General features: G+C 73.2%; 14 protein-coding genes, 1 pseudogene and 1 riboswitch. Of the genes and pseudogenes, 6 read left to right on the forward strand and 9 right to left on the reverse strand.

What is annotated here, in order from left to right; translation table 11 throughout:
• Positions 1–12: 12 nt before the first annotated feature.
• The 5 genes from DSC45_RS05500 to DSC45_RS05520 all read right to left on the reverse strand — a co-directional run bounded on the left by DSC45_RS05500 (position 13) and on the right by DSC45_RS05520 (position 7,034).
• The gene (locus DSC45_RS05500; protein ID WP_119287592.1) at positions 13–933 is read right to left on the reverse strand and encodes an AEC family transporter; all 921 of its coding nucleotides are present in this window, start codon (positions 931–933) and stop codon (positions 13–15) included.
• 144 nt (positions 934–1,077) lie between these two features.
• Positions 1,078–3,042, reverse strand: coding sequence for a helix-turn-helix domain-containing protein (locus DSC45_RS05505; protein WP_119287594.1), 1,965 nt, complete (start codon positions 3,040–3,042; stop codon positions 1,078–1,080).
• A 115-nt stretch (positions 3,043–3,157) separates the two neighbouring features.
• Positions 3,158–4,546, reverse strand: coding sequence for an MFS transporter (locus tag DSC45_RS05510; protein WP_119287734.1), 1,389 nt, complete (start codon positions 4,544–4,546; stop codon positions 3,158–3,160).
• Positions 4,547–4,712: 166 nt separating this feature from the next.
• Positions 4,713–5,507, reverse strand: a complete 795-nt coding sequence (locus DSC45_RS05515; RefSeq protein WP_119287596.1) for a 3-hydroxybutyrate dehydrogenase — start codon at positions 5,505–5,507, stop codon at positions 4,713–4,715.
• 111 nt (positions 5,508–5,618) lie between these two features.
• Positions 5,619–7,034, reverse strand: coding sequence for a 3-hydroxybutyrate oligomer hydrolase family protein (locus DSC45_RS05520; protein ID WP_119287597.1), 1,416 nt, complete (start codon positions 7,032–7,034; stop codon positions 5,619–5,621).
• A 350-nt stretch (positions 7,035–7,384) separates the two neighbouring features.
• On the opposite strand from DSC45_RS05520, the pseudogene DSC45_RS05525 reads away from it, so the two are divergent.
• Together DSC45_RS05525 and DSC45_RS05530 are read left to right on the forward strand one after the other, a co-directional pair.
• Positions 7,385–8,317, forward strand: a pseudogene (locus DSC45_RS05525) (PHB depolymerase family esterase); the annotation flags it as partial.
• A 180-nt stretch (positions 8,318–8,497) separates the two neighbouring features.
• Positions 8,498–9,196, forward strand: a complete 699-nt coding sequence (locus DSC45_RS05530) for a hypothetical protein (protein WP_119287601.1) — start codon at positions 8,498–8,500, stop codon at positions 9,194–9,196.
• A 64-nt stretch (positions 9,197–9,260) separates the two neighbouring features.
• Here the strand turns inward: DSC45_RS05530 and cobN are convergent, their stop codons facing one another.
• The gene (gene cobN / locus DSC45_RS05535) at positions 9,261–12,854 is read right to left on the reverse strand and encodes a cobaltochelatase subunit CobN (protein WP_119287603.1); all 3,594 of its coding nucleotides are present in this window, start codon (positions 12,852–12,854) and stop codon (positions 9,261–9,263) included.
• Positions 12,855–12,965: 111 nt separating this feature from the next.
• Positions 12,966–13,052: riboswitch (cobalamin riboswitch) on the reverse strand.
• A gap of 125 nt (positions 13,053–13,177) precedes the next feature.
• On the opposite strand from cobN, the gene cobG reads away from it, so the two are divergent.
• From cobG to DSC45_RS05550, 3 genes are all read left to right on the forward strand, one after another.
• Positions 13,178–14,485 carry a precorrin-3B synthase gene (cobG, locus tag DSC45_RS05540; RefSeq protein WP_240434474.1) on the forward strand — a complete coding sequence of 436 codons (1,308 nt, stop codon included), beginning with the start codon at positions 13,178–13,180 and terminating at the stop codon, positions 14,483–14,485.
• 111 nt (positions 14,486–14,596) lie between these two features.
• A complete protein-coding gene (locus tag DSC45_RS05545; protein ID WP_119287606.1) occupies positions 14,597–15,232 on the forward strand; it encodes a precorrin-8X methylmutase in 636 nt (211 codons plus the stop codon).
• On the forward strand, positions 15,229–16,716 hold the full coding sequence (locus tag DSC45_RS05550; protein ID WP_119287607.1) for a precorrin-2 C(20)-methyltransferase: 1,488 nt from the start codon (positions 15,229–15,231) through the stop codon (positions 16,714–16,716). The genes DSC45_RS05545 and DSC45_RS05550 overlap by 4 nt, the downstream gene beginning before the upstream one ends.
• Positions 16,717–16,759: 43 nt before the next feature.
• Here DSC45_RS05550 and DSC45_RS05555 read toward each other — a convergent pair whose 3' ends face one another.
• On the reverse strand, positions 16,760–17,518 hold the full coding sequence (locus DSC45_RS05555; protein ID WP_119287609.1) for a cobalt-precorrin-6A reductase: 759 nt from the start codon (positions 17,516–17,518) through the stop codon (positions 16,760–16,762).
• 18 nt (positions 17,519–17,536) lie between these two features.
• On the opposite strand from DSC45_RS05555, the gene DSC45_RS05560 reads away from it, so the two are divergent.
• Positions 17,537–18,670 carry a cobalt-precorrin-5B (C(1))-methyltransferase gene (locus DSC45_RS05560; protein ID WP_119287611.1) on the forward strand — a complete coding sequence of 378 codons (1,134 nt, stop codon included), beginning with the start codon at positions 17,537–17,539 and terminating at the stop codon, positions 18,668–18,670.
• Between the two features lie 22 nt (positions 18,671–18,692).
• Here DSC45_RS05560 and cobM read toward each other — a convergent pair whose 3' ends face one another.
• Both cobM and cbiE read right to left on the reverse strand, forming a co-directional pair.
• Positions 18,693–19,442 carry a precorrin-4 C(11)-methyltransferase gene (gene cobM, locus DSC45_RS05565; protein WP_119287612.1) on the reverse strand — a complete coding sequence of 250 codons (750 nt, stop codon included), beginning with the start codon at positions 19,440–19,442 and terminating at the stop codon, positions 18,693–18,695.
• Positions 19,439–20,734: a precorrin-6y C5,15-methyltransferase (decarboxylating) subunit CbiE gene (gene cbiE / locus DSC45_RS05570; protein ID WP_240434475.1), complete on the reverse strand. Its 1,296-nt coding sequence runs from the start codon at positions 20,732–20,734 to the stop codon at positions 19,439–19,441. The genes cobM and cbiE overlap by 4 nt, the downstream gene beginning before the upstream one ends.
• Between the last annotated feature and the right edge of the window lie 38 nt (positions 20,735–20,772).

The raw sequence follows: 20,772 nt of genomic DNA on the forward strand, positions 1-20,772 counted from the left end.
ACTTGGGGCGGACTATCCCAGCAGCGCGGCGATCGTGACGAGAGCCGGCACGGAGGCGGCGGTGGACAGCAGGATGGATTCGCGGGCCAGTTGCTCGGCCACCCGGTACTGGGACGCGTACGTGAAGAGGTTCTGCGCGGCGGGCAGCGCCGAGGTGACGGTGACCGCGAGCAGCGCCTCACGGTCCAGGTGCAGCACTCCCGCACCGATGGCCCAGGCGGCGAGCGGCTGGACGACCGTCTTCAGGACGGCGGACAGCACTATCGCGGGCCGGTCCGCCCCGCGGGCGGGCAGTCCGCTGCCGCGCAGGGAGATGCCGAAGGCGAGCAGGACCGCGGGGACGGACATGTTGCCTATGAGCGTGAGCGGCTCGAGCGCCGGGCCCGGCACCGTCCAGCCGGTGGCGGCGACCACGACGCCGGAGAGCGCGCCGACCGCCATCGGGTTGCGCAGCGGCGTGGTCAGCCGGTGGCCGAGACTGCGCCGCTCGCCCGGCCGGCTCAGGTCGAGGACGGCCAGCGCGAGCGGGGTGAGGACGATCTGCTGGAACAGCAGCACCGGCGCGACGAACGAGGCGTCCCCGAGGACGTACACGGCGATCGGAATGCCCAGATTGCCGGCGTTGACGTAGCTGGAGCACAGGGCGCCGAGGGTGAGCCGGCCGACGCTCCAGCGCCGCGCGAGTCCGACGGCGAGGAATGCACCGGCTGCGACGGCGGTACTTGCCGCGGTGACCAGGAGCCGTCCGGACAGGACGACGGAGAGGTCGGCGCCGGCGAGGGTGGTGAAGAGCAGAGCGGGAGTGGCGACGTTGAAGGCGAGGCGGGTCAGGACCGCGCGGCCGTCCTCGCCGAGGTGGCCGCGGAGTCCGAGGACGTAGCCGACGGCTATGACCACGGCGATCACCGCGAATCCGGTGAGGACTCCCTGCATGGCCTTCCCTCGCGCCCCGCTGCCGGCCGGGCTTGCTCGACCGCCCGCGCGGGCCCGGCCCTTCTGCCCCCGCACCGGCCGGGAGCAACCCTACGTGCCGGTCTCCGCCGTGCCGGCGACGGGCGAGTGCGCACAGGACAGGGTCTAAAGGGCGTCGGCGCCCGGGCCGAGCGGGCTGCCGTCGGTGCCGCGGGTGAGCCGGTCGAGGCGCAGGGCGAGTTGAGTCTCCAGGGCGTGGGCCGGGGAGTTCCAGTCGGGGCCGAGGAGTTGGGCGACCCGGTCGAGGCGTTGGACGACCGTGTTCACGTGGACGTGCAGCGCGTCCTTCGCCCGGGCCAGGCTGGAGCCGTGGTCGTAGTAGGCGTGCAGGGTGCGCATCAGCTCGGTGCCGCGTTCGGCGTCGTAGGCCAGGACGGGGCCGAGGATCCGTTGTACGTACGAGGAGACGTCGGAGCGGTCGCCGCCGAGGAGGATGCCGACGAAGCCCAGGTCGGCGATGTCCGCGCCCTCTCCGGTGCGGCCGAGGGCGTGCAGCGCCTGGAGGCAGCGGACCGCCTCCGCGTGGCTGGCCGGGAGTTCGTCCGGCCCGGCACCGGGGCCGGCGGCCCCGACCGTGACCGGCGCGGCGAGGGCGCGGCCGAGGTCCGCGGCCAGGGTGTGGGCGAGGTCGCCGGGCCGGTCGCCCGGCGCGAGGAGCACCACCTGGCCGTGCCGGGTGCCGGTCAGGCCGCCCAGCCCGCGGGCGGTGCGGGCGGTCTCCGCCGCGAGGCGCGAACGCAGCTGCGGTTCGCAGCCGAGTACGGCGACGATGTGCGGTCTCCCGAGGTGGACTCCGAGGCGTCGGGCGCGCAGCGTCAGGCTGCCGCTGTCCCAGTGGGGGGAGGAGTCGGGTCCGGCGAGCAGGTCGTCGAGGAGTTCGCCGCGCACCCGGTCCTCGGCCTCGGCCACGGACCGGCGCAGGAGCAGCAGCAGCGCGGTCACCAGGGCCGCCCGCTCGAACAACCGCCGGTCCGGCTCGGTCAGTTCGGTCCTGCCGGTGAGCACGATGCTGCCGAGCGGTTCGGTGCCGGCGAGCACCGCGCAGGTCCACACGCCGTCGGCGAACGCGGCGCGGCCGTCGGTGTGCGAGGCCGCGAGGCCGGCGGTGGAGGGGGTGACGGGGTCGGTGTGGGCGCGGGCCAGCTCGCTGCCGTCGGTGTCGTGGACGGAGAGTCCGCCGCCGAGCAGGGCCGCGATCTCGGCCGCCACGTCGTCGATGCCGGCGCCGCGCAGCACGAGTTTGGTGAGGCGGTCGTGGGCGTCGGAGGCCCGGTGCAGGGCCGCGCTGTGCGCGCGTGCGGTCTCGTTGGCCGCTTCGAGGCGGACCAGGGTGCTGCGGGTCTCCTCCAGGAGGCGGGCGCTGTCGATGGCGACGGCCGCGTGGGCGGCGAGCGAGCCGAGCAGGTCGATGGCGTCGGGGGTGAACTCGCGGGGTGTGCGGTTGGCCGCGAAGAGCACCCCGATGATCTCCTCGCCGAGCCGCAGCGGGACACCGAGGATGCCGCGCAGTCCCTCCTCGGCGACGCCGCCGTCGATCGCGCCGGTGTGCAGGAAGCGCTGGTCGGTGCGGTAGTCGGTGCTGGCGTAGGGCCGCGCGGTCTGCGCGACGAGGCCGCCTAGCCCCTCCCCCATACCGAGCCTGAGCTGCTGGAAGGCAGCGGAGACGGAGCCCTCGGTGACGCGCATGAAGGTGTCGTGCGCGGCCGGGTCGTTGAGGGTCAGGTACGCGACGTCGGCGCCGAGCAGGGCGCGGGCCCTGCGGACGATGGCGCGCAGTACCGCGTCCAGGTCGCGCAGGCCCGCCAGGTCGCCCGCGGTGTCGAAGAGGGCGCTCAGTTCAGCTTCACGGCGCAGGTGCTGGTCCAGGGCACGACGTACGGCGAGGGCCACTTCGGTGGCCTCGGCCACCTGCTCGACGGTGCCGGCGTCCGCGCCGTCGGCCCGGGTGCGGGCGGGCTCGGCGGCGAGCTCCTCGGCGGGGGCGCCGGCGGCGAGCAGGTCGAGGAGGCGGTGGACGGATGCCGCGGCGGGCGCAGGGCTCCGGTGCGCGGGCCGGGTGGGGTCGGCCATGGTCCGCCTCCGGGTCGGTGGGTACGCGGTGGTCACGTGCGGGGCCGCCCAGTCTGCCGTGCGCGCGTGCGGCGCGGCGGACCGGGCGGCGCCCGGCGAACGGGACCCGGCCGGGTCAGGCCCGGATCCGGGGTGCGTCCGCGGGCTCGGCGGGCTCCGGGTCCTCGTCGCGGTTGCGGGTGAGGTCACGGCCCAGGGTCTCGCGGGTGACCGCCACGGTGACGGTGGTGACCACGGCCGCCGCGCAGAGATAGAGACTGACCGGGATCGACGAGTCGAATTCCCGCAGCAGCTCGACGGCGATGATCGGGGCGAGCGCGCCGGCGACGATGGACGCGAGTTGGGAGCCCATCGAGGCGCCGGAGTAGCGGACCTTGGTGTCGAACATCTCGGAGATGAACGCCGCCTGCGGCCCGTACATCGCGCCGTGCAGCACCAGCCCGACGGTCACCGCCAGGGTGATCACGGTGAACGACTCGGAGTCGACGAGGGTGAAGAAGGCGAACCCCCAGGCGGCCATCCCCACCGACCCGATCAGCGTGACGGGCCGGCGTCCGACCCGGTCGGAGAGCGCACCCCAGAGCGGGATCGTGACGAAGTGGATGGCGGAGCCGATGAGCACGGCGTTGAGTGCGGTGCTCTTCGGCAGCCCGAGGTGCGTGGTGACGTAGACGAGGACGAACGAGGTGAGGATGTAGTACGAGATGTTCTCGCCGAAGCGGACACCGATGGCGGAGAGGACCTCGCGCCAGCTGCGGCGGAACACCTGGACGACGGGCGGTTGTTCCGCGACTCCGCGCGCCGCTGCCGCTTCCGCCTTGGCCTGCGCCTCGAGGAACACCGGCGACTCGGAGACCGACACGCGGATCCACAGGCCGATCACGACGAGCACTCCGGACAGCAGGAACGGGATCCGCCAGCCCCAGGCCACGAAGTCGGCCTCGGACTGGAACGCGGCGAGCAGGGCGAGGACGCCGGTGGCGAGGAGGTTGCCGCCGGGGGCGCCGCCCTGGGGCCAGGAGGCCCAGAAACCGCGGTGCTTGTCCCCGCCGTGCTCGGAGACGATGAGCACCGCACCGCCCCACTCACCGCCGAGGGCGAAGCCCTGGATCAGACGGAGCACCGTCAGCAGGATCGGGGCGCCGACGCCGAGGGTGTCGTAGGTGGGCAGCAGGCCCATGGCGAAGGTCGCACCGCCCATCATGAACAGGCTGATGACGAGGAGCTTCTTGCGGCCGATCTTGTCGCCGTAGTGGCCGAACACGATGCCGCCGAGCGGCCGGGCCAGGAAGCCGATCGCGTACGTGACGAAGGCGATCAGGGTGCCCACCAGCGGGTCGGCCGACGGGAAGAAGAGAGTGTTGAACACCAGCGCGGCGGCCGAGCCGTAGAGGAAGAAGTCGTACCACTCGATGGTGGTGCCGATGAGGCTGGCGGCGACTATGCGGCCGATGCCGGTTCGTGGTTTCGAGGGGCCGGAAGGTTTCGTGGTGTCGGACGGCATCGGGGTGCCGGACGGGTCCGGGGTGTCGGTCATGGATTCACCGGGTTTCACGCGTGGGGACGGGGCGACGGTGCGGGCGGAGCGGCTGAACAGGGCGGTGCCGGGCGGTACTTGGTCGAGCCTCGGGGGCGGTCGTGCCGGGCGTTGCGTCGGCGTACTGCTGCGGTCAGCCCGCAGTCCAGCCGCCGTCGAGCGGGAGCGAGGCGCCTGTCAGGTGGCCGGAGTACGGACCGCACAGCCAGACGACCGCGGCGGCCACCTCCTCCGCCTCGATGAGCCGCTTCATCGGCGAGCGTGCGAGGAGGATGTCGGAGACCACGTCCGCCTCGCTGATGCCGTGCACGGCCGCCTGGTCACGGACCTGCCCCTCGACGAGCGGCGTCCGCACATAGCCGGGGTTGACGCAGTTGCTGGTGACTCCGTGCGGCGCGCCCTCGATCGCGGCGACCTTGCTCAGGCCCTCCAGGGCGTGCTTGGCGGCGACGTAGGCCGATTTGTAGGCGCTGGCCCGCAGACCGTGGACGCTGGAGACGTTGACGACCCGGCCCCAGCCGCCGGACTGCATGTGCGGCAGGATCCTCCGCATCAGCAGGAACGGCGCGGTGACCATCACCTTCTGGATCAACTCGAAGCGTTCCAGGGGGAAATCGGTGATCGGTGCGACGTGCTGCAGACCGGCGTTGTTGACCAGGACGTCCACCTCCGCGGGCAGCAGGTCGACGGCGTCGGGGTCCGCGAGGTCGGCCACGTGCGCCACCGCACCGGCGATCTCTGCGACCTCCTTGGCGCTCTCCGCGTCGCGGTCGACCACATGGACCGCGGCTCCCGCCTGCGCCAGGGCGAGCACGCAGGCCCTCCCGATGCCGCTGCCGCCGCCCGTCACCAGGGCCGTACGACCGGTCAGTTCGACGGCGGCGGCGGGCGGCGGCAGCGGGGCCGACGCGGGAAATGTGTTCGTCATGGCCGGAAACAGTAGGGAGCCGGGACCGCCACTCCCATGTATGGGAGAGCCACAAACCGCCGGACGGTCATGGCTTCTTCCACCATGCCGATGCCCGACCCGCCGTGGGTGTCACCGCAGACGGCACTCGTCGAGCAGTCGGGCCGGCTCCGTTCCCCGGGGCAGCGCGACGGTCCGCGAGGCCGGTGGCTGCCCCGGGTGGTCGCGGTCCACCCAGCGTTCGAGGGCCGCGAACGCCGACCGGTGGCAGGGCGTGAGCGGGCGCAGCCGACCGGGGAACATGTCGACCAGGGAATCGGTGTGCGTGCCGCCCTCGATGCGGTAATAGCGGTGCAGTGCCCCGCGGCCGGCTCGTTCGACCATCCGGGCATAGACGTCCGAGCTGCGGCTGATCGGCAGCAGTACGTCGAGGGTGCCGTGCACGGTGATCAGCGGTTTGCCGATACGGCCGGTGAGTTCGATCTTCTGGACCGCCTGCCGTACGGATTCGGGGCGCGCGCCGTAGTCGTAGTCCGCGTCGCAGGCGGGCGTGCCGGGGGCGCAGTACGGGGTGCCGGCCTCGAGCGGTCCGTCGAAGCCGGGGTCGACCTCCTCGCGGTAGATGCGTTGGGTCAGATCCCAGTACGCCTCGTGGTGGTACGGCCACAGGAACTCGGACCCTGCCGGGTAACCGGCTGCGTGCAGGGCCGCTCGGGCTCGTCCGGCACCCGGGCCGCCCGCCGCGTAGGCGGGATAGTGCCGTAGGGCGGGCGGCAGGAAGTCGAGGAGGGTCGGCCCGTCGGACCGCCACAGCGTGCCTTCCCAGTCGACTCCGCCGTCGTAGAGCTCGGGGTGGTTCTCCAGTTGCCAGCGGACCAGGTAGCCCGCGTTGGACAGGCCGGTGACCAGGGTGCGGGCGGGCTTGTGTCGGTAGTGCCGGGCCACGGTGGTGCGGGCGGCACGGGTGAGTTGGGTCAGCCGGTGGTTCCATTCGGCGACGGCGTCACCGGGTGTCCGACCGTCGCGGTGGAAGTCGGCTCCGGTGTTGCCCTTGTCGGTGGCGGCGTAGGCATAGCCGCGGGAGAGCACCCGGTCGGCGATGGCGCGGTCGCCCGCGTACTGCTCGCGGTTGCCCGGGGTTCCGGCGACGACGAGGCCGCCGTTCCAGTCGTCGGGCAGGCGGATGACGAACTGGGCGTCGTGCTGCCAGCCGTGGTTGGTGTTCGTGGTGGAGGTGTCCGGGAAGTAGCCGTCGATCTGTGTGCCGGGGACTCCGCTCGGGACCGGCAGGTCTCTCGGGGTGAGCCCGGCCCAGTCGGCCTCGTCGGTGTGACCTGATGCGACGGTGCCGGCGGTGGTCAACTCCTTTAGACATGCGGCCTGTTGGTGCACGGCGCCCGGTACACGTGCCGTGCGGCCGCAGTCGACCTGTTCGAGGGTGCCGGGTCGTGCGGACGCGGAGGGTGCCGCCGCGAGTACGGCGATGGCGAGCAGGGCGGGCGCGGCCCATCTCCGGTGCGTTCGGGGCGTGTCGGCGAGTCGGCGCATCAAGGTGCCTCCGGTGTGGGGTGGTTCAGGTCGGCGCGTCTGCTCGTCCTACCGGCTGGATGGCGGGAGCGGCGATGTCCGCCGGCCACACAGGGCACCCTCCGAAGCTGGTCGGCGCACCCATGCCCCGCCCGGCACGCCCGCCCGGATGATGGGACCGTCACCGCTCCCCACTCCCCCAACTCCCCACGGAGACAGCCGACATGAGAAAGACACATCCTCCACTCCCGACTCCCCCGCACGGCCCGGGACTTGCCCCGGCGGGAAGGGGCCGAGTCCCGGGCCGCCCCCGGACCGCCCGCCGTTGGCTCGCCGCCACCGCAGCAACGCTCGCCCTCGTGGCCGGGCTTCTGGCGGCTGCCCCGCAGCCGCAGGCGTCCGCCGCAGGGTCCGGGCCGTCCGCCGCCGACCTCACGGAGATCACCGGCTTCGGCAGCAATCCGGGCAGCCTGTCGATGTACGCGTACGTCCCGGACGGCCTGCCCGCGGACGCCCCCGTCGTCGTGGCCCTGCACGGCTGTACGCAGAACGCCCGTGACTACTACGACCATTCGGGCTGGCCGCAGCTCGCCGACCGACACGGATTCGCCCTGGTGCTGCCGCAGACAGGCAGCACGAACAACATCAACGCGTGCTTCAACTGGTTCGAGCCGGGCGACAGCGCCCGCGACAGCGGAGAGGCCCTGTCGATCAAGCAGATGACGGACAAGGCACTCGCGGAGTACGGCGGCGACCTGGCCAGGGTGTACGTCACCGGTCTCTCGGCCGGGGGCGGCATGACGGCGAACCTGCTCGCCGCGTACCCCGACGTCTTCGCCGGCGGCGCGGTCAACGCCGGCCTGCCCGCGTACTGCGCGAACAATGCGGCCACCGCCTACACCTGCATGTACAGCCCGACGGACAAGCCCCCCGCCCAGTGGGGCGACGCGGTGCGCGCCGCAGCCCCCGAAGGGACCACCGACTGGCCCCGGGTGGCGATCTGGCAGGGCACCGGCGACACCACGGTCCGCCCGGCCAACGCCGAGGAGCTGCGCGACCAGTGGACCGACGTATGGGGCCTCGGTCAGACCCCGTCACGCACCGACGACCTGCCGGGCGGCACCACCCGCAGCAGCTACGACGACGCCTCGGGCCGGCCTGCCGTCGAGGTCCACTCGGTCGAAGGCATGGCCCACGGCCTGCCGGTCGACCCGGGCAGCGCCGCCGAACAGTGCGGCACCGCCGGCACCTACTACCTCGACACGATCTGCTCCAGCCACTACACGGCCGCCTTCTGGGGACTGATTCCGGCGACGGAGCCGACCGGCTGAGCGCCCGCACGACTCCCGGCCCCGTCGGCGCCGTCACGCGATGAACCAGCACGCGCGCGCGGGCAACGTACGGCCTCGCGTGAACCGTTGCGGCATGATCTTCGGTGAGGAACTGTCCCCCGCCACAAGGTTCTGCCGACCGGAGAGGAACGCGTGACCGACAGCCGTCGCCCGTACGACCCCGACGACGGGGAGCCGCGCCCGCCCGGGGACGCCGAGCCGGAACCCGGGCCCGGCTCGGTCCCTCCGCCGGGAAAGCGGCTGCGGCAGTTCCGCCGCCACGAGGTGCTGCACCGCTCGCTCTACAGCATCGGCATCGCCGGTGAGGACGGCGCCGAGACCGACTACACCGTGGACATCGACCTCGGCAGAGACGACTCCTGCGCCCTGCTCTTCGCCGACGGGCACCGGGTGGCGAAGGCCGAGATGCCCGCCGCCTTCCCGGTTCCCGGCGGGAAGATCGAGGTCGATGTCTCGCTGTACGGCGTACGCCGGGTGCATCTGGTGCACGAGGACGGCAGCGAGCAGCGCCTCACGCCGGTCACCGGCACCATCGAGGACCTGCGCGGCAGACTGCACCGCCGACATCCCGGAGTGAGCCGTGCCATCTCCTGGACGGCGATCCTGATCCTGGTCGCGAACCTGGTGCTCGCCGTCCCTCAGGGCCTCGAACTGCTCACCCAGATCCCGAAGATCGCCGACAACATCGGGACCTTCAACTCGCCTGTCGATCTCCCGAGTTGGCTGAACTCCACGCTGATCGCCGCCGGAGTCCTCGCCGCGGTGGAGCGGCTTCTCACCCTGCGCAGCCACAAGATCCTGGACGCCGAGACCCTGTGGCTCAACTTCTGAACAGGTACCTGTGAACGGCGGCCGGTGAAGTCGCGGTGCACCGGCCGCCGTGCGGCAGGACGGCTCAGTCGTCGCCCTCCAGGTCACCCTCTGCCTCCAGGTAGACCTTCCGCAGCGCGTCCAGGACCGCGGGATCCGGCTTCTCCCACATACCGCGCGACTCGGCCTCCAGGAGGCGCTCGGCGATGCCGTGCAGGGCCCAGGGGTTGGCCTGTTCGAGGAACTCGCGGTTGGTGGGGTCGAGGACGTAGGTCTCGGTGAGCTTGTCGTACATCCAGTCGGCGATCACGCCGGTGGTGGCGTCGTAGCCGAACAAGTAGTCCACGGTGGCGGCGAGTTCGAAGGCGCCCTTGTAACCGTGGCGGCGCATCGCCTCGATCCACTTGGGGTTGACCACACGGGCACGGAAGACCCGGGAGGTCTCCTCGACGAGGGTGCGGGTGCGGACCGTCTCGGGGCGCGTGGAGTCGCCGATGTACGCCTCGGGCGCGGTGCCGCGCAGGGCACGCACGGTGGCGACCATGCCGCCGTGGTACTGGAAGTAGTCGTCGGAGTCCGCGATGTCGTGCTCGCGGGTGTCGGTGTTCTTCGCGGCGACGGCGATGCGCTTGTAGGCGGTCTCCATCTCGTCGCGCGCCGGGCGCCCGTCGAGTTCGCGGCCGTACGCGTAGCCGCCCCAGACCGTGTACACCTCGGCGAGGTCGGCGTCGGTGCGCCAGTCGCGGGAGTCGATGAGCTGGAGCAGGCCGGCGCCGTACGTGCCCGGGCGGGAGCCGAAGATGCGGGTGGTGGCCCGCCGTTCGTCTCCGTGCTCGGCCAAGTCGGCCTGGACGTGGGCTCGTACGTGGTTCACCTCGGCCGGCTCGTCGAGGGAGGCGGCGAGGCGTACCGCGTCGTCGAGGAGGCCGACGGTGTGCGGGAAGGCGTCACGGAAGAAGCCGGAGATGCGCAGCGTCACATCGATGCGCGGCCGGCCCAACTCCGCGGCGGGGATGGGCTCCAGGCCGGTGACGCGGCGCGAGGCGTCGTCCCAGACGGGGCGGACGCCGAGCAGCGCGAGGGCCTCGGCGATGTCGTCGCCCGCGGTGCGCATGGCGCTGGTCCCCCACAGGGACAGGCCGACGGAGGTCGGGTACTGGCCGTCGTTGTCCGTGCGGTAGCGCTCCAGGAGGGAGTCGGCGAGGGCCTGGCCGGTGTCCCAGGCCAGGCGGGACGGTACGGCCTTGGGATCGACGGAGTAGAAGTTGCGACCGGTCGGCAGGACGTTGACCAGGCCGCGCAGGGGCGATCCGGACGGGCCTGCGGGGACGAACCCGCCGTTCAGGGCGTGCAGCGCGTGGTCGAGTTCCGCGGTGGTGCCGGCCAGGCGCGGCACCACCTCGCGGGCCGCGAACTCCAGGACTGCGGCGACCTGTTCACCGTGCTCCGTGGGTACGGCTGCCGGGTCCCAGTCGGCGTCCTCCATCGCCTGCACGAGGGCGCGGGCCTTGCTCTCCGCCTCGTCGGCGGTGGTTCGGGTGGCGGCGGACTCGTCGAGCCCGAGTGCTTCGCGCAGTCCGGGCAGGGCCGTCGTTCCGCCCCAGATCTGGCGGGCGCGCAGGATGGCGAGGACGAGGTTGACGCGGTCACCGGCAGCAGGCGGATTACCGAGTACGTGCAGGCCGTCGCGGATCTGCGCGTCCTTGACCTCGCAGAGCCAGCCGTCGACGTGCAGCAGGAAGTCGTCGAAGCCGTCGTCGTCGGGCCGGGCCTCGAGCCCCAGGTCGTGGTCGAGCTTGGCGGCCTGGATGAGGGTCCAGATCTGGGCGCGGATGGCGGGCAGCTTGGCCGGGTCCATCGAGCTGATCTGGGCGTACTCGTCGAGGAGTTGCTCAAGGCGGGCGATGTCGCCGTAGGAGTCGGCGCGGGCCATCGGCGGGACGAGGTGGTCGATGAGGGTGGCGTGCACGCGGCGCTTGGCCTGGGTGCCCTCACCGGGGTCGTTGACCAGGAACGGGTAGATCAGCGGCAGGTCACCGAGGGCAGCGTCGGGGCCGCAGGCCGCGGACAGACCGGCGTTCTTTCCGGGCAGCCACTCCAGGTTGCCGTGCTTGCCGAGGTGGATCATCGCGTCCGCGCCGAAGCCCCCGTCGGCAGTGGAGGCGGCGATCCAGCGGTAGGCGGCCAAGTAGTGGTGCGAGGGCGGGAGATCGGGGTCGTGGTAGATGGCGATGGGGTTCTCGCCGAAGCCGCGCGGGGGCTGGATGAGGATCAGCAGATTGCCGAAACGGAGTGCGGCGAGCACGATGTCGCCGTCCGGGTCGGCGCTGCGGTCGACGAACATCTCGCCGGGCGCCGGGCCCCAGTGCTGCTCGACGGCGGTGCGCAGCTCCTCGGGCAGGGTCGCGAACCAGCGCCGGTAGTCGGCCGCCGGGATCCGGACCGGATTGCGGGCCAACTGCTCCTCGGTGAGCCACTCCTGGTCGTGTCCGCCGGCCTCGATGAGGGCGCGGATCAGCTCGTCGCCGTCACCGGACACGATGCCGGGAATCTCGGCGTCCCCGAAGGCGTAGCCCTCCTCCTCGAGGCGGCGCAGGAGCTCGATCGCACTGGCGGGGGTGTCCAGTCCGACCGCGTTGCCGATGCGGGAGTGCTTCGTCGGGTACGCGGAGAGCACCAGGGCGAGGCGCTTGTCGGCGGCCGGGATGTGCCGAAGTCGCGCGTGGCGTACGGCGATTCCGGCGACGCGGGCGGCGCGCTCGGGGTCGGCGATGTAGGCCGGGAGCCCGTCCTCGTCGATCTCCTTGAACGAGAACGGCACGGTGATGAGCCGGCCGTCGAACTCGGGGACGGCGATCTGGCTCGCGGAGTCCAGCGGCGAGACGCCCTCGTCGTTCTCCTCCCAGTCGGCGCGCGAGCCGGTGAGGCAGAGCGCCTGCAGGATCGGCACGTCGAGCCGGGCCAGCGCGCCCGCGTCCCAGGACTCGTCGTCGCCGCCCGCCGAGGCCTCGGCCGGCTTGGTGCCGCCGGCGGCGAGGACGGTGGTGACGATGGCGTCCACCGAGCGCAGCTGGTCGATGAGTTCGGGCTCGGGGGCGCGCAGGGATGCCACGTACAGCGGCAGCGGTCGGGCGCCCGCGTCCTCGACGGCCTCGCAGAGGGAGCCGACGAAGGCGGTGTTGCCGCTCATGTGGTGGGCGCGGTAGTAGAGCACGGCCACCGTCGGGCCGTCGATGCCGTCGCGGGCGGTGCGCTCGAGCGGTCCCCAGGTCGGGGCGGGTGCGGGCGCGTCGAAGCCGTGGCCGGTGAGCAGGACGGTGTCGGAGAGGAAGCGGGCGAGTTGCTCGAGGTTGGCGGGGCCACCGTGCGCCAGGTAGGCGTGGGCCTCGGCGGCGATGCCGACGGGGACGGTCGAGGCGGCCATCAGCTGGGCGTCGGGAGCCTGTTCACCGGTGAGGACGATCACCGGCCGGCCGTCGGCGAGCAGCAGGTCGAGTCCGTCCTGCCAGGCGCGGATGCCGCCGAGGAGGCGGACGACGACCAGGCCTGCCCCGTCGAGCAGGGCGGGCAGCTCGTCGAGGGCGAGCCGGGACGGGTTGGCGTAGCGGTACGGGACCGGACCGTCGGCCGCGCGGGCGCTCAGCAGGTCGGTGTCGGAGGTCGACAGGAGCAGGATCATGCTCGTGAGGCCTTCCTCGGGGTCCGCGCCCCGGGTGGTGGAGGAATGGGCTCCGCTGCTCCGTGGGCATCCCCCGGGAGGTGCCGGGTGCTGCCGGAAGCGTGGGAAAGGGAGTTCCTGGCTCACCCGTCGCCAGGTGCGGGACCTGGGCCGGGCTCACAGTGGCGGGACCGCGCCGGAATCGCACCGGGCTTCCTCCCCCTGTCGCCCGAGCCTGTCCGGCGGACGAGCCCCGGCGACATCGGCGGATCGGTTGATCCGCCGATGTGCATAGTAAGCGGGCGGGGGGTGCGGCCGACGGGCCGGTGGGTATGCTCGCCGCCATGTCCTCGGCAGCCCCCCGCCCATCGCCCCAGGCCACAGCCGTGGCGCGGGGCGGCGGTGACTCCTGCCCGGGGTCGCTGCGGCTGCATGCTGCGGACGACGGGGCGCTGGCCAGGGTGCGGATTCCCGGCGGTGTACTGGCCGTTCACCAGGCGGACGCGCTCGCCTCGGCGGCCCGGCGCCTCGGTGACGGCGAGCTGCACCTGACGTCCCGCGGCAACGTCCAGATCCGCGGCCTGGACGGTGATTGCGCGGGCGAGCTCGCCGGCATGCTCGATACGGCCGGCCTCCTCCCGGCGCCCTCCCACGAGCGGGTCCGCAACGTGGTCGCATCTCCCCTGTCCGGTCTCGACGACCAGGGACGCACGGACGTGCGCCCGTGGTTGGTCGGCCTGGACGCGGGGTTGTGCGCGAGCACCGGCACCCGGGAGTTGTCGGGTCGCTTCCTGTTCGCGCTCGACGACGGGCGGGGTGACGTCGCCGGTCTCGGGGCCGATGTGACGGTACGGGCGACCACGTCCGGTGATGCGCAGCTTGCCCTCGGACCGTCCGATATCGCCCTGCGGGTGCGCGGCGAGGACGTGGTCCAGGCCGTGCTCACGGCGACCGAGATCTTTCTCACGTCGGCCGCGGCGAGTACGTCACGGGCCTGGCGCGTCGACGAACTGGCCTTTCCCGCTGACGACTTGGTCCGGTCGGTGGCCGATGGCCTCGCGGATGCGCGCATCGGTCATGCGCTGATGGACCGGGAGGCGGCCGGAGCGGACGGGCCGTCGCCCGGTGTCCACGGTGACTCACTGTCGGTACACGTACCGCTGGGGCGCCTCACCGGCGACCAGTGGCGGGAGTTGACCCGGACCGCCGAGACGCAGGCGGGCGAGCTGCGGCTGACGCCGTGGCGCGGGGTCGTGGTGCCGGCTCGGGTCGTGGTGCCGGCTCGCGGTCTCGGCCCGGAGGCGGCGGCCGGAGTGCTCGCGCGTCTCGCCGCCTCGGGACTCGTCACCGATCCCGCGTCCGGGTGGCTGCGGGTCGGCGCCTGTATCGGCCGGCCCGGCTGCGCCAAGTCGCACGCGGACGTCCGGGCGGACGCGGCGCGCGCGTTGCGCGCGGGCGACGCCGGGCTCCCGGTGTACTGGTCCGGCTGCGAGCGCCGCTGCGGGCGCCCGCGGGCCACCCGCGCGGACGTCGTGGCGACGCCCGGCGGCTACCACCTCAGCACGGACACACCTCCGTCACACGGCGTCGAGCTGGACGACCCGTCCCGGCTCGCCTCCGCCCTGTCGGCGCTCACCGGGCACTGCGGATGACGCACCGCGAGACCGGACCCGCGTGACGCGCCGACCGCCCGCACCCCGCCACCCGCACTCGTACTACGACCTCCCGACCTCACCACGACCGAGAGCAGCGAGATCAGCACCGTGACCCTCACCTACGACTACGAGAAGGACGGCGCGGCCATCTACCGCCAGTCCTTCGCCACGATCCGATCGGAGGCCGACCTCGCGGGCCTGCCCGCCGACGTCAGTCAGGTCGCGGTCCGGATGATCCACGCCTGCGGAATGGTCGACCTGGTACAGGATCTGGGCCACACACCGGACGTCGTGGCGCGCGCCCGCGAGGCTCTGCGGGCCGGGGCGCCGATCTTCTGCGACGTGCAGATGGTGGCCAGCGGTGTCACCCGCAAGCGGCTGCCCGCCGACAACGACGTCCTGTGCACCCTCTCCGACCCGTCCGTGCCCGAGCTCGCGGCGGAGCTGGGCACCACCCGTAGCGCCGCCGCACTCGAGCTGTGGCGGGACCGCCTCGAGGGGGCGGTGGTCGCGGTCGGCAATGCCCCGACAGCGCTGTTCCGGCTCCTGGAGATGATCGAGGAGGGTGCCCCGAGGCCCGCCGCGGTGATCGGTGTGCCGGTCGGTTTCATCGGCGCGGCCGAGTCCAAGGACGCGCTCGCGGCCCACCCTTCGGGCCTGGAGCATCTGGTGGTGCGGGGCCGCCGCGGCGGAAGCGCCCTCGCGGCCGCCGCGCTCAACGCGATCGCGAGTGAGGTGGAATGAGCGGCAAGCTGTACGGCGTCGGGCTCGGCCCCGGCGACCCGTCCCTGATGACGATGCGGGCCGTGGAGGTCATCGCCGGTGCGGACGTGGTGGCGTACCACAGTGCACGGCACGGCCGGTCCATCGCCCGCTCGATCGCGGCGCAGCACCTGCGCGAGGACCACATCGAGGAGCGGCTGATCTATCCGGTCACCGTCGAGACCACCGACCACCCGGGCGGCTATCAGGGCGCCATGGACGACTTCTACGCCGAGGCGTCCGAGCGCCTGGCCGCGCACCTGGACGCGGGGCGCACGGTGGCGGTGCTCGCCGAGGGCGACCCGCTCTTCTACGGCTCGTACATGCACATGCACAAGCGGCTCGCGCACCGCTACGACACCGAGGTCGTCCCGGGCGTCACGTCCGTGTCCGCGGCGGCGGCCCGGCTCGGGACGCCGCTCGCCGAGGGCGAGGAGGTGCTGACGATCCTGCCGGGCACGCTGCCCGAGGAGGAACTGACCGCCCGCCTGGCCGCGACGGACGCGGCGGTGGTGATGAAGCTCGGCCGCACCTTCCCCAAGGTGCGCCGCGCGATGGAGAGTTCGGGCCGTCTCGAGGCGGCGCGGTACGTCGAGCGGGCCACCATGCCCGGACAGCGCCTCGCCCGACTCGCGGACGTCGACGAGGAGTCCGTGCCGTACTTCTCGGTGGCCGTACTGCCCAGCGAGGTGGACGCCGAGCGCCTCGAGCGCGAGCAGGGCGAGGTGGTCGTGGTCGGCACGGGACCGGCCGGCCCGCGGTGGCTGACGCCCGAGTCGCGGGGCGCTCTGGCCGCGGCGGACGATCTCGTCGGCTACACGACGTACCTGGACCGGGTGCCGCGGCGTCCGGGGCAGGAACGGCACGGCACGGACAACCGCGTGGAATCGGAGCGCGCCGAGTTCGCCCTCGATCTGGCCCGCAAGGGACGCCGGGTCGCGGTCGTCTCGGGCGGCGACCCCGGCGTCTTCGCGATGGCCACCGCCGTCCTGGAGGCCGCCTCACAGGCCGAATACGCGGATGTGCCGGTACGCGTTCTGCCGGGAGTGACCGCGGCCAACGCGGCCGCCGCCCGGGCCGGCGCACCGCTCGGCCACGACTACGCGACGATCTCGCTGTCCGACCGGCTCAAGCCCTGGGAGGTGATCGCCGAACGGCTGCGCGCGGCCGCGACTGCCGACCTGGTGCTCGCCCTGTACAACCCGGGTTCGCAGAGCCGGACTTGGCAGGTGGGCAAGGCCCGCGAGCTGCTGCTCGAGCACCGCGCCCCGGACACTCCGGTGGTGGTGGCCAGGGATGTGGGCGGTCCCGGCGAGCACGTGCGGATCGTGCAGCTGGCCGATCTGGATCCGGCCACGGTCGACATGCGGACCATCCTGCTCGTCGGCTCCTCGCAGACCCGGTCCGTGCGCAGAGGTGCCGGCGAGCAGATCGTGTGGACGCCGCGCCGGTATCCGGAGGCGTGAGCGGGGTGCGGCGGCGCGGCCCCGGGCTGCCGCACCGGCCCGGTCAGCTCTCCGGCGGTACGAGCCCGAAGTGGTCGAGCACCCAGCGGGCGGCCGCCTCCGGGTCCGGTACCTGCGCAACGCCTTCGGGGGCGGGAGGCCGGCGGACGACCACGACCGGCACGCCCGCTTCTCGGGCTGCGGTCAGCTTCGGCGCGGTGGCCGCTCCCCCACTGTCCTTGGTGACGACGACGTCGATGCGGCGTTGCCGCAGCACCTCGCGTTCGCCGTCGAGGGTGAACGGGCCGCGGTCGAGCAGCACTTCGGTCCGCGGTGGAAACGGGGGCCCGGGCGGATCCACCGAACGCACCAGGAACCACAGGTCGGTGAGCCCGGCGAACGCGGCGAGCCCGAGCCGCCCGGTGGTCAGGAACACCCGCCGGCCGAGCCCGGGCAACAACTCCGCCGCATGCGCCAAGGACGTGGCGTCGTGCCAGACATCGCCCGCGACCGGATCCCAGCCGGGCCGGCGCAGGGCGAGGAGCGGAACACGGGCGACGGCCGCGGCCGCGGCCGCGTGGAAACCGATCGTCCCGGCGAAGGGGTGGGTGGCGTCGATGAGCGCATCCACCCGGTGGTCCCGCAGCCAGGCGGCCATGCCGTCGGTCCCGCCGAAGCCGCCGATGCGTACCTCGCCGGGCGGCAGCCGGGGGCTCGCCACGCGCCCGGCCAGTGAGCTGGTCACGGTCAGGCCGGGTGTGCCGTGCAGCAGACCGGCGAGCCGGCGGGCCTCCGTGGTCCCACCGAGTATCAGTACGTGCATGGGAGTCCGGGTCCGATCATGAGCGGTGAAGTGCAGGCTTCCGGGCCGCGGGGCGGTCGCAGCGCACAACTCGAGCACACCGGCCTGAGGCCGGGATGGACCACGGGGGCCTGTGCGACGGCGGCGGCCACGGCCGCGTACACGGCCCTGCTCACCGGCGAGTTCCCCGACCCGGTGACGATCACACTACCGAAGGGCCGGACGCCGTCCTTCGCGCTGGCCACCGAGGAGCTGACCGACGCCCGCGCCACGGCGGGGATCTTGAAGGACGCGGGCGACGATCCGGATGTCACCCACGGTGCCCTGGTCCGGGTCACGGTGCGCCGGCTGCCCGCGGGAGCCGGGGTCGTCTTCCGGGCGGGCCCCGGCGTGGGTACGGTCACTCGTCCCGGTCTCCCGCTGCCGGTGGGCGAACCGGCGGTCAACCCGGTGCCGCGGCAGTTGATGCGTGAGCACATCGCCGAGGTGGCGGCCCGCTGCGGGGGCCGCGCGGATGCGGAGATCACCGTCGGCATCGAGCACGGCGAGGAGATCGCCCGCTCCACCTGGAACCCGCGCCTCGGCATCCTCGGCGGCCTCTCCGTCCTCGGCACCACCGGGATCGTGGTCCCGTACTCCTGCTCGGCGTGGATCGACTCGATCCGACGCGGTGTCGACGTGGCCCGCGCGGCGGGGCGCACCCACGTCGCCGGATGTACGGGGTCCACCTCGGAGAGGACGGTGGTCGCCGAGTACGGGCTGCCCGAGGACGCACTGCTCGACATGGGCGACTTCGCCGGCGCCGTACTCAAGTACGTCCGGCGCCATCCGGTGGACCGTCTGACGGTGTGCGGCGGTTTCGCGAAGCTGTCCAAGCTGGCGGCCGGACACCTCGACCTGCATTCCGCGCGCTCGCAGGTGGACAAGGGATTCCTCGCCTCGCTCGCCGTGCGCGGCGGCGCGGACCAGGAGCTGGCCGCGCGGGTGGCGGAGGCGAACACCGGCCTCGCCGCGCTCCAGCTCTGCCAGGCCGCCGGGGTTCTGCTGGGCGACCTGGTGGCCACGGCGGCACGCGACGAGGCCCTGTCCGTACTGCGCGGGGCACCGGTCGCCGTCGACGTGGTGTGCGTCGACCGGGCGGGCACGGTGGTGGGACGCAGCACAGTGGCCTGAGACGCGGCATTCACCCCGTCGCTCAGCACACGTGCCGGTCGCGCTCCGGCGAGTACAGGTGGCTGTCACCGAACTGCTCGGCGCCCAGCGTGCGGCCGACCATGATGACGGCGGTACGGAGCACTCCGGCGTCCTTCACCTGCTGGGCGATCCCGTCGAGTGTGCCGCGCAGGACGACCTCGTCGGGTCGGGAGGCGTAGGCGACGACGGCCGCCGGGCAGTCGACACCGTAGTGCGGCAGGAGTTCGTCCACGACCCGGTCCACGTAGCGGGCGGCGAGGTGCACCACGAGCAGGGCGCCGCTGCGGCCGAGCGTCGCGAGGTCCTCGCCGTCGGGCATGGCGGTGGCCTGCTGCGCGATACGCGTGAGGATCACCGTCTGGCCGACGGTCGGCACGGTCAGCTCGCGCTTGAGCGCGGCCGCCGCCGCGGCGAACGCCGGTACGCCGGGGACCACTTCGTACGGCACACCGGCCGCGTCCAGGCGCCGCATCTGCTCGGCGACGGCACTGAACACCGAAGGGTCACCGGAGTGCAGCCGGGCGACGTCGTGGCCTTCGCCGTGGGCGCGGACCAACTCCTCGGTGATCCGGTCGAGATCGAGCTGCGCGGTGTCCAACAGACGTGCGTCCGGCGGGCATTCGGCGAGCAGCTCGCGCGGGACGAGGCTGCCCGCGTAGAGGCAGACCTGGCAGGCGGCGAGCGTCCGTGCGCCGCGCAGCGTGATCAGGTCGGCGGCGCCGGGCCCGGCGCCGATGAAGTACACGGTCATCTCTTCGCTCCTGCGGGGTCGTCGGATGCGGCGTCGGGTTCGGGCTCCGGGTCGGCCGCGTCGGGCCCCTTCCGCGCGCTCCACTGGGTCACCGGCATCGCCTGGCGCCAGCCGGTGAAGCCGCCCACCGGTACGGCGTGCGCCACCGCGAGGCGGACCAACTCGCCGCCGTGGCGCCGGTGTGCGGCGGCGAGCAGCGCCTCGGACTCCAGGGTCACGGTGTTCGCCACGAGCCGCCCGCCGGCCGGCAGGGCCTCCCAACAGGAGTCGAGCAGCCCTTCGGCGGTGAGCCCGCCGCCGATGAACACGGCGTCGGGCGTGGGGAGCCCGGCGAGCGCGGCCGGTGCGGCACCGGTGACGACCTCGAGCCCCGGTACGCCGAGCCGCTCGGCGTTGCGGACGATGCGTTCGGCCCGTACCGGATCGCGTTCCACGGTGACGGCGCGGCAGGACGGGTGGGTGCGCATCCACTCGACGGCGACGGAACCCGATCCGCCTCCGATGTCCCACAGCAGTTCACCGGGCCCGGGGGCGAGGGCGCCGAGCGTCGCGGCGCGAACATGGCGCTTGGTGAGCTGCCCGTCGTGCTCGTACGCCTCGTCGGGCAGTCCGGGTACGGCGCCGGTGCGCAGGGCATCGGGAGCGCGGCGGCAGTCCACCGCGACGACGTTGAGCGGGTCGCCGGGACGGTCCGGCCAGGTGTCGGCGGTCGCCGCCTCGCCGGTGAACTCGCGGTCGCTGCCGAGTTGTTCGAGGACCCGCATCCGGCTGGGTCCGAAGCCGCGGTCCCGCAGCAGGGCGGCGACCCGGGCGGGGGTGGTGGCGTCGGCGCTCAGGACGAGCAGTCTGCGGCCGTGGTGCAGGGCGGCGGCGAGGCGGGCCGCGGGGCGGCCGACGAGGGTGACGACCTCCAGGTCCTCGACCGGCCAGCCGAGCCTGGCGGCGGCGTACGAGACGGACGACGGGTGCGGCAGCACACGCAGGGCGTCCGCGCCGAGCACCTCGGTCAGGGCGCGCCCGATGCCGTAGAACATCGGGTCGCCGCTGGCCAGTACCGCGATCCGGCGGCCGGCGTGCGCGTCGAGCAGACCGGGCACGGCAGGGCGCAACGGCGTGGGCCAGGCGACCCGCTCCCCCGCGCACGACTCCGGCAGCAGATCGAGCTGCCGCCGCCCGCCGACGATCACTTCGGCATCGCGCAGGACCGCACGGGAGGGGTCCGGGATGCCGGTCCAGCCGTCCGCCCCGAGGCCGACGACGGTCACGGTGGTGGTCGGTCGTGCGCGGGTCACGGTCGGTTCCTCGGTGCTCGAAGGCGCGGCCCCCGGGG

It is taken from the genome of Streptomyces sp. YIM 130001 (genome assembly GCF_003574445.1).
Lineage (GTDB): Bacteria > Actinomycetota > Actinomycetes > Streptomycetales > Streptomycetaceae > Streptomyces.

Excerpts from the sequence above, each read along its gene's own strand:
- DSC45_RS05550 (WP_119287607.1), top strand. The coding sequence starts at position 15,229 with ATGAGCGGCAAGCTGTACGGCGTCGGGCTCGGCCCCGGCGACCCGTCC.
- DSC45_RS05560 (WP_119287611.1), top strand. The coding sequence starts at position 17,537 with ATGAGCGGTGAAGTGCAGGCTTCCGGGCCGCGGGGCGGTCGCAGCGCA.
- DSC45_RS05515 (WP_119287596.1), bottom strand. The coding sequence starts at position 5,507 with ATGACGAACACATTTCCCGCGTCGGCCCCGCTGCCGCCGCCCGCCGCC.
- cobM (WP_119287612.1), bottom strand. The coding sequence starts at position 19,442 with ATGACCGTGTACTTCATCGGCGCCGGGCCCGGCGCCGCCGACCTGATC.
- DSC45_RS05500 (WP_119287592.1), bottom strand. The coding sequence starts at position 933 with ATGCAGGGAGTCCTCACCGGATTCGCGGTGATCGCCGTGGTCATAGCC.
- DSC45_RS05555 (WP_119287609.1), bottom strand. The coding sequence starts at position 17,518 with ATGCACGTACTGATACTCGGTGGGACCACGGAGGCCCGCCGGCTCGCC.
- cobG (WP_240434474.1), top strand. The coding sequence starts at position 13,178 with ATGTCCTCGGCAGCCCCCCGCCCATCGCCCCAGGCCACAGCCGTGGCG.
- cobN (WP_119287603.1), bottom strand. The coding sequence starts at position 12,854 with ATGATCCTGCTCCTGTCGACCTCCGACACCGACCTGCTGAGCGCCCGC.
- DSC45_RS05520 (WP_119287597.1), bottom strand. The coding sequence starts at position 7,034 with ATGCGCCGACTCGCCGACACGCCCCGAACGCACCGGAGATGGGCCGCG.
- DSC45_RS05510 (WP_119287734.1), bottom strand. The coding sequence starts at position 4,546 with ATGCCGTCCGACACCACGAAACCTTCCGGCCCCTCGAAACCACGAACC.
- DSC45_RS05505 (WP_119287594.1), bottom strand. The coding sequence starts at position 3,042 with ATGGCCGACCCCACCCGGCCCGCGCACCGGAGCCCTGCGCCCGCCGCG.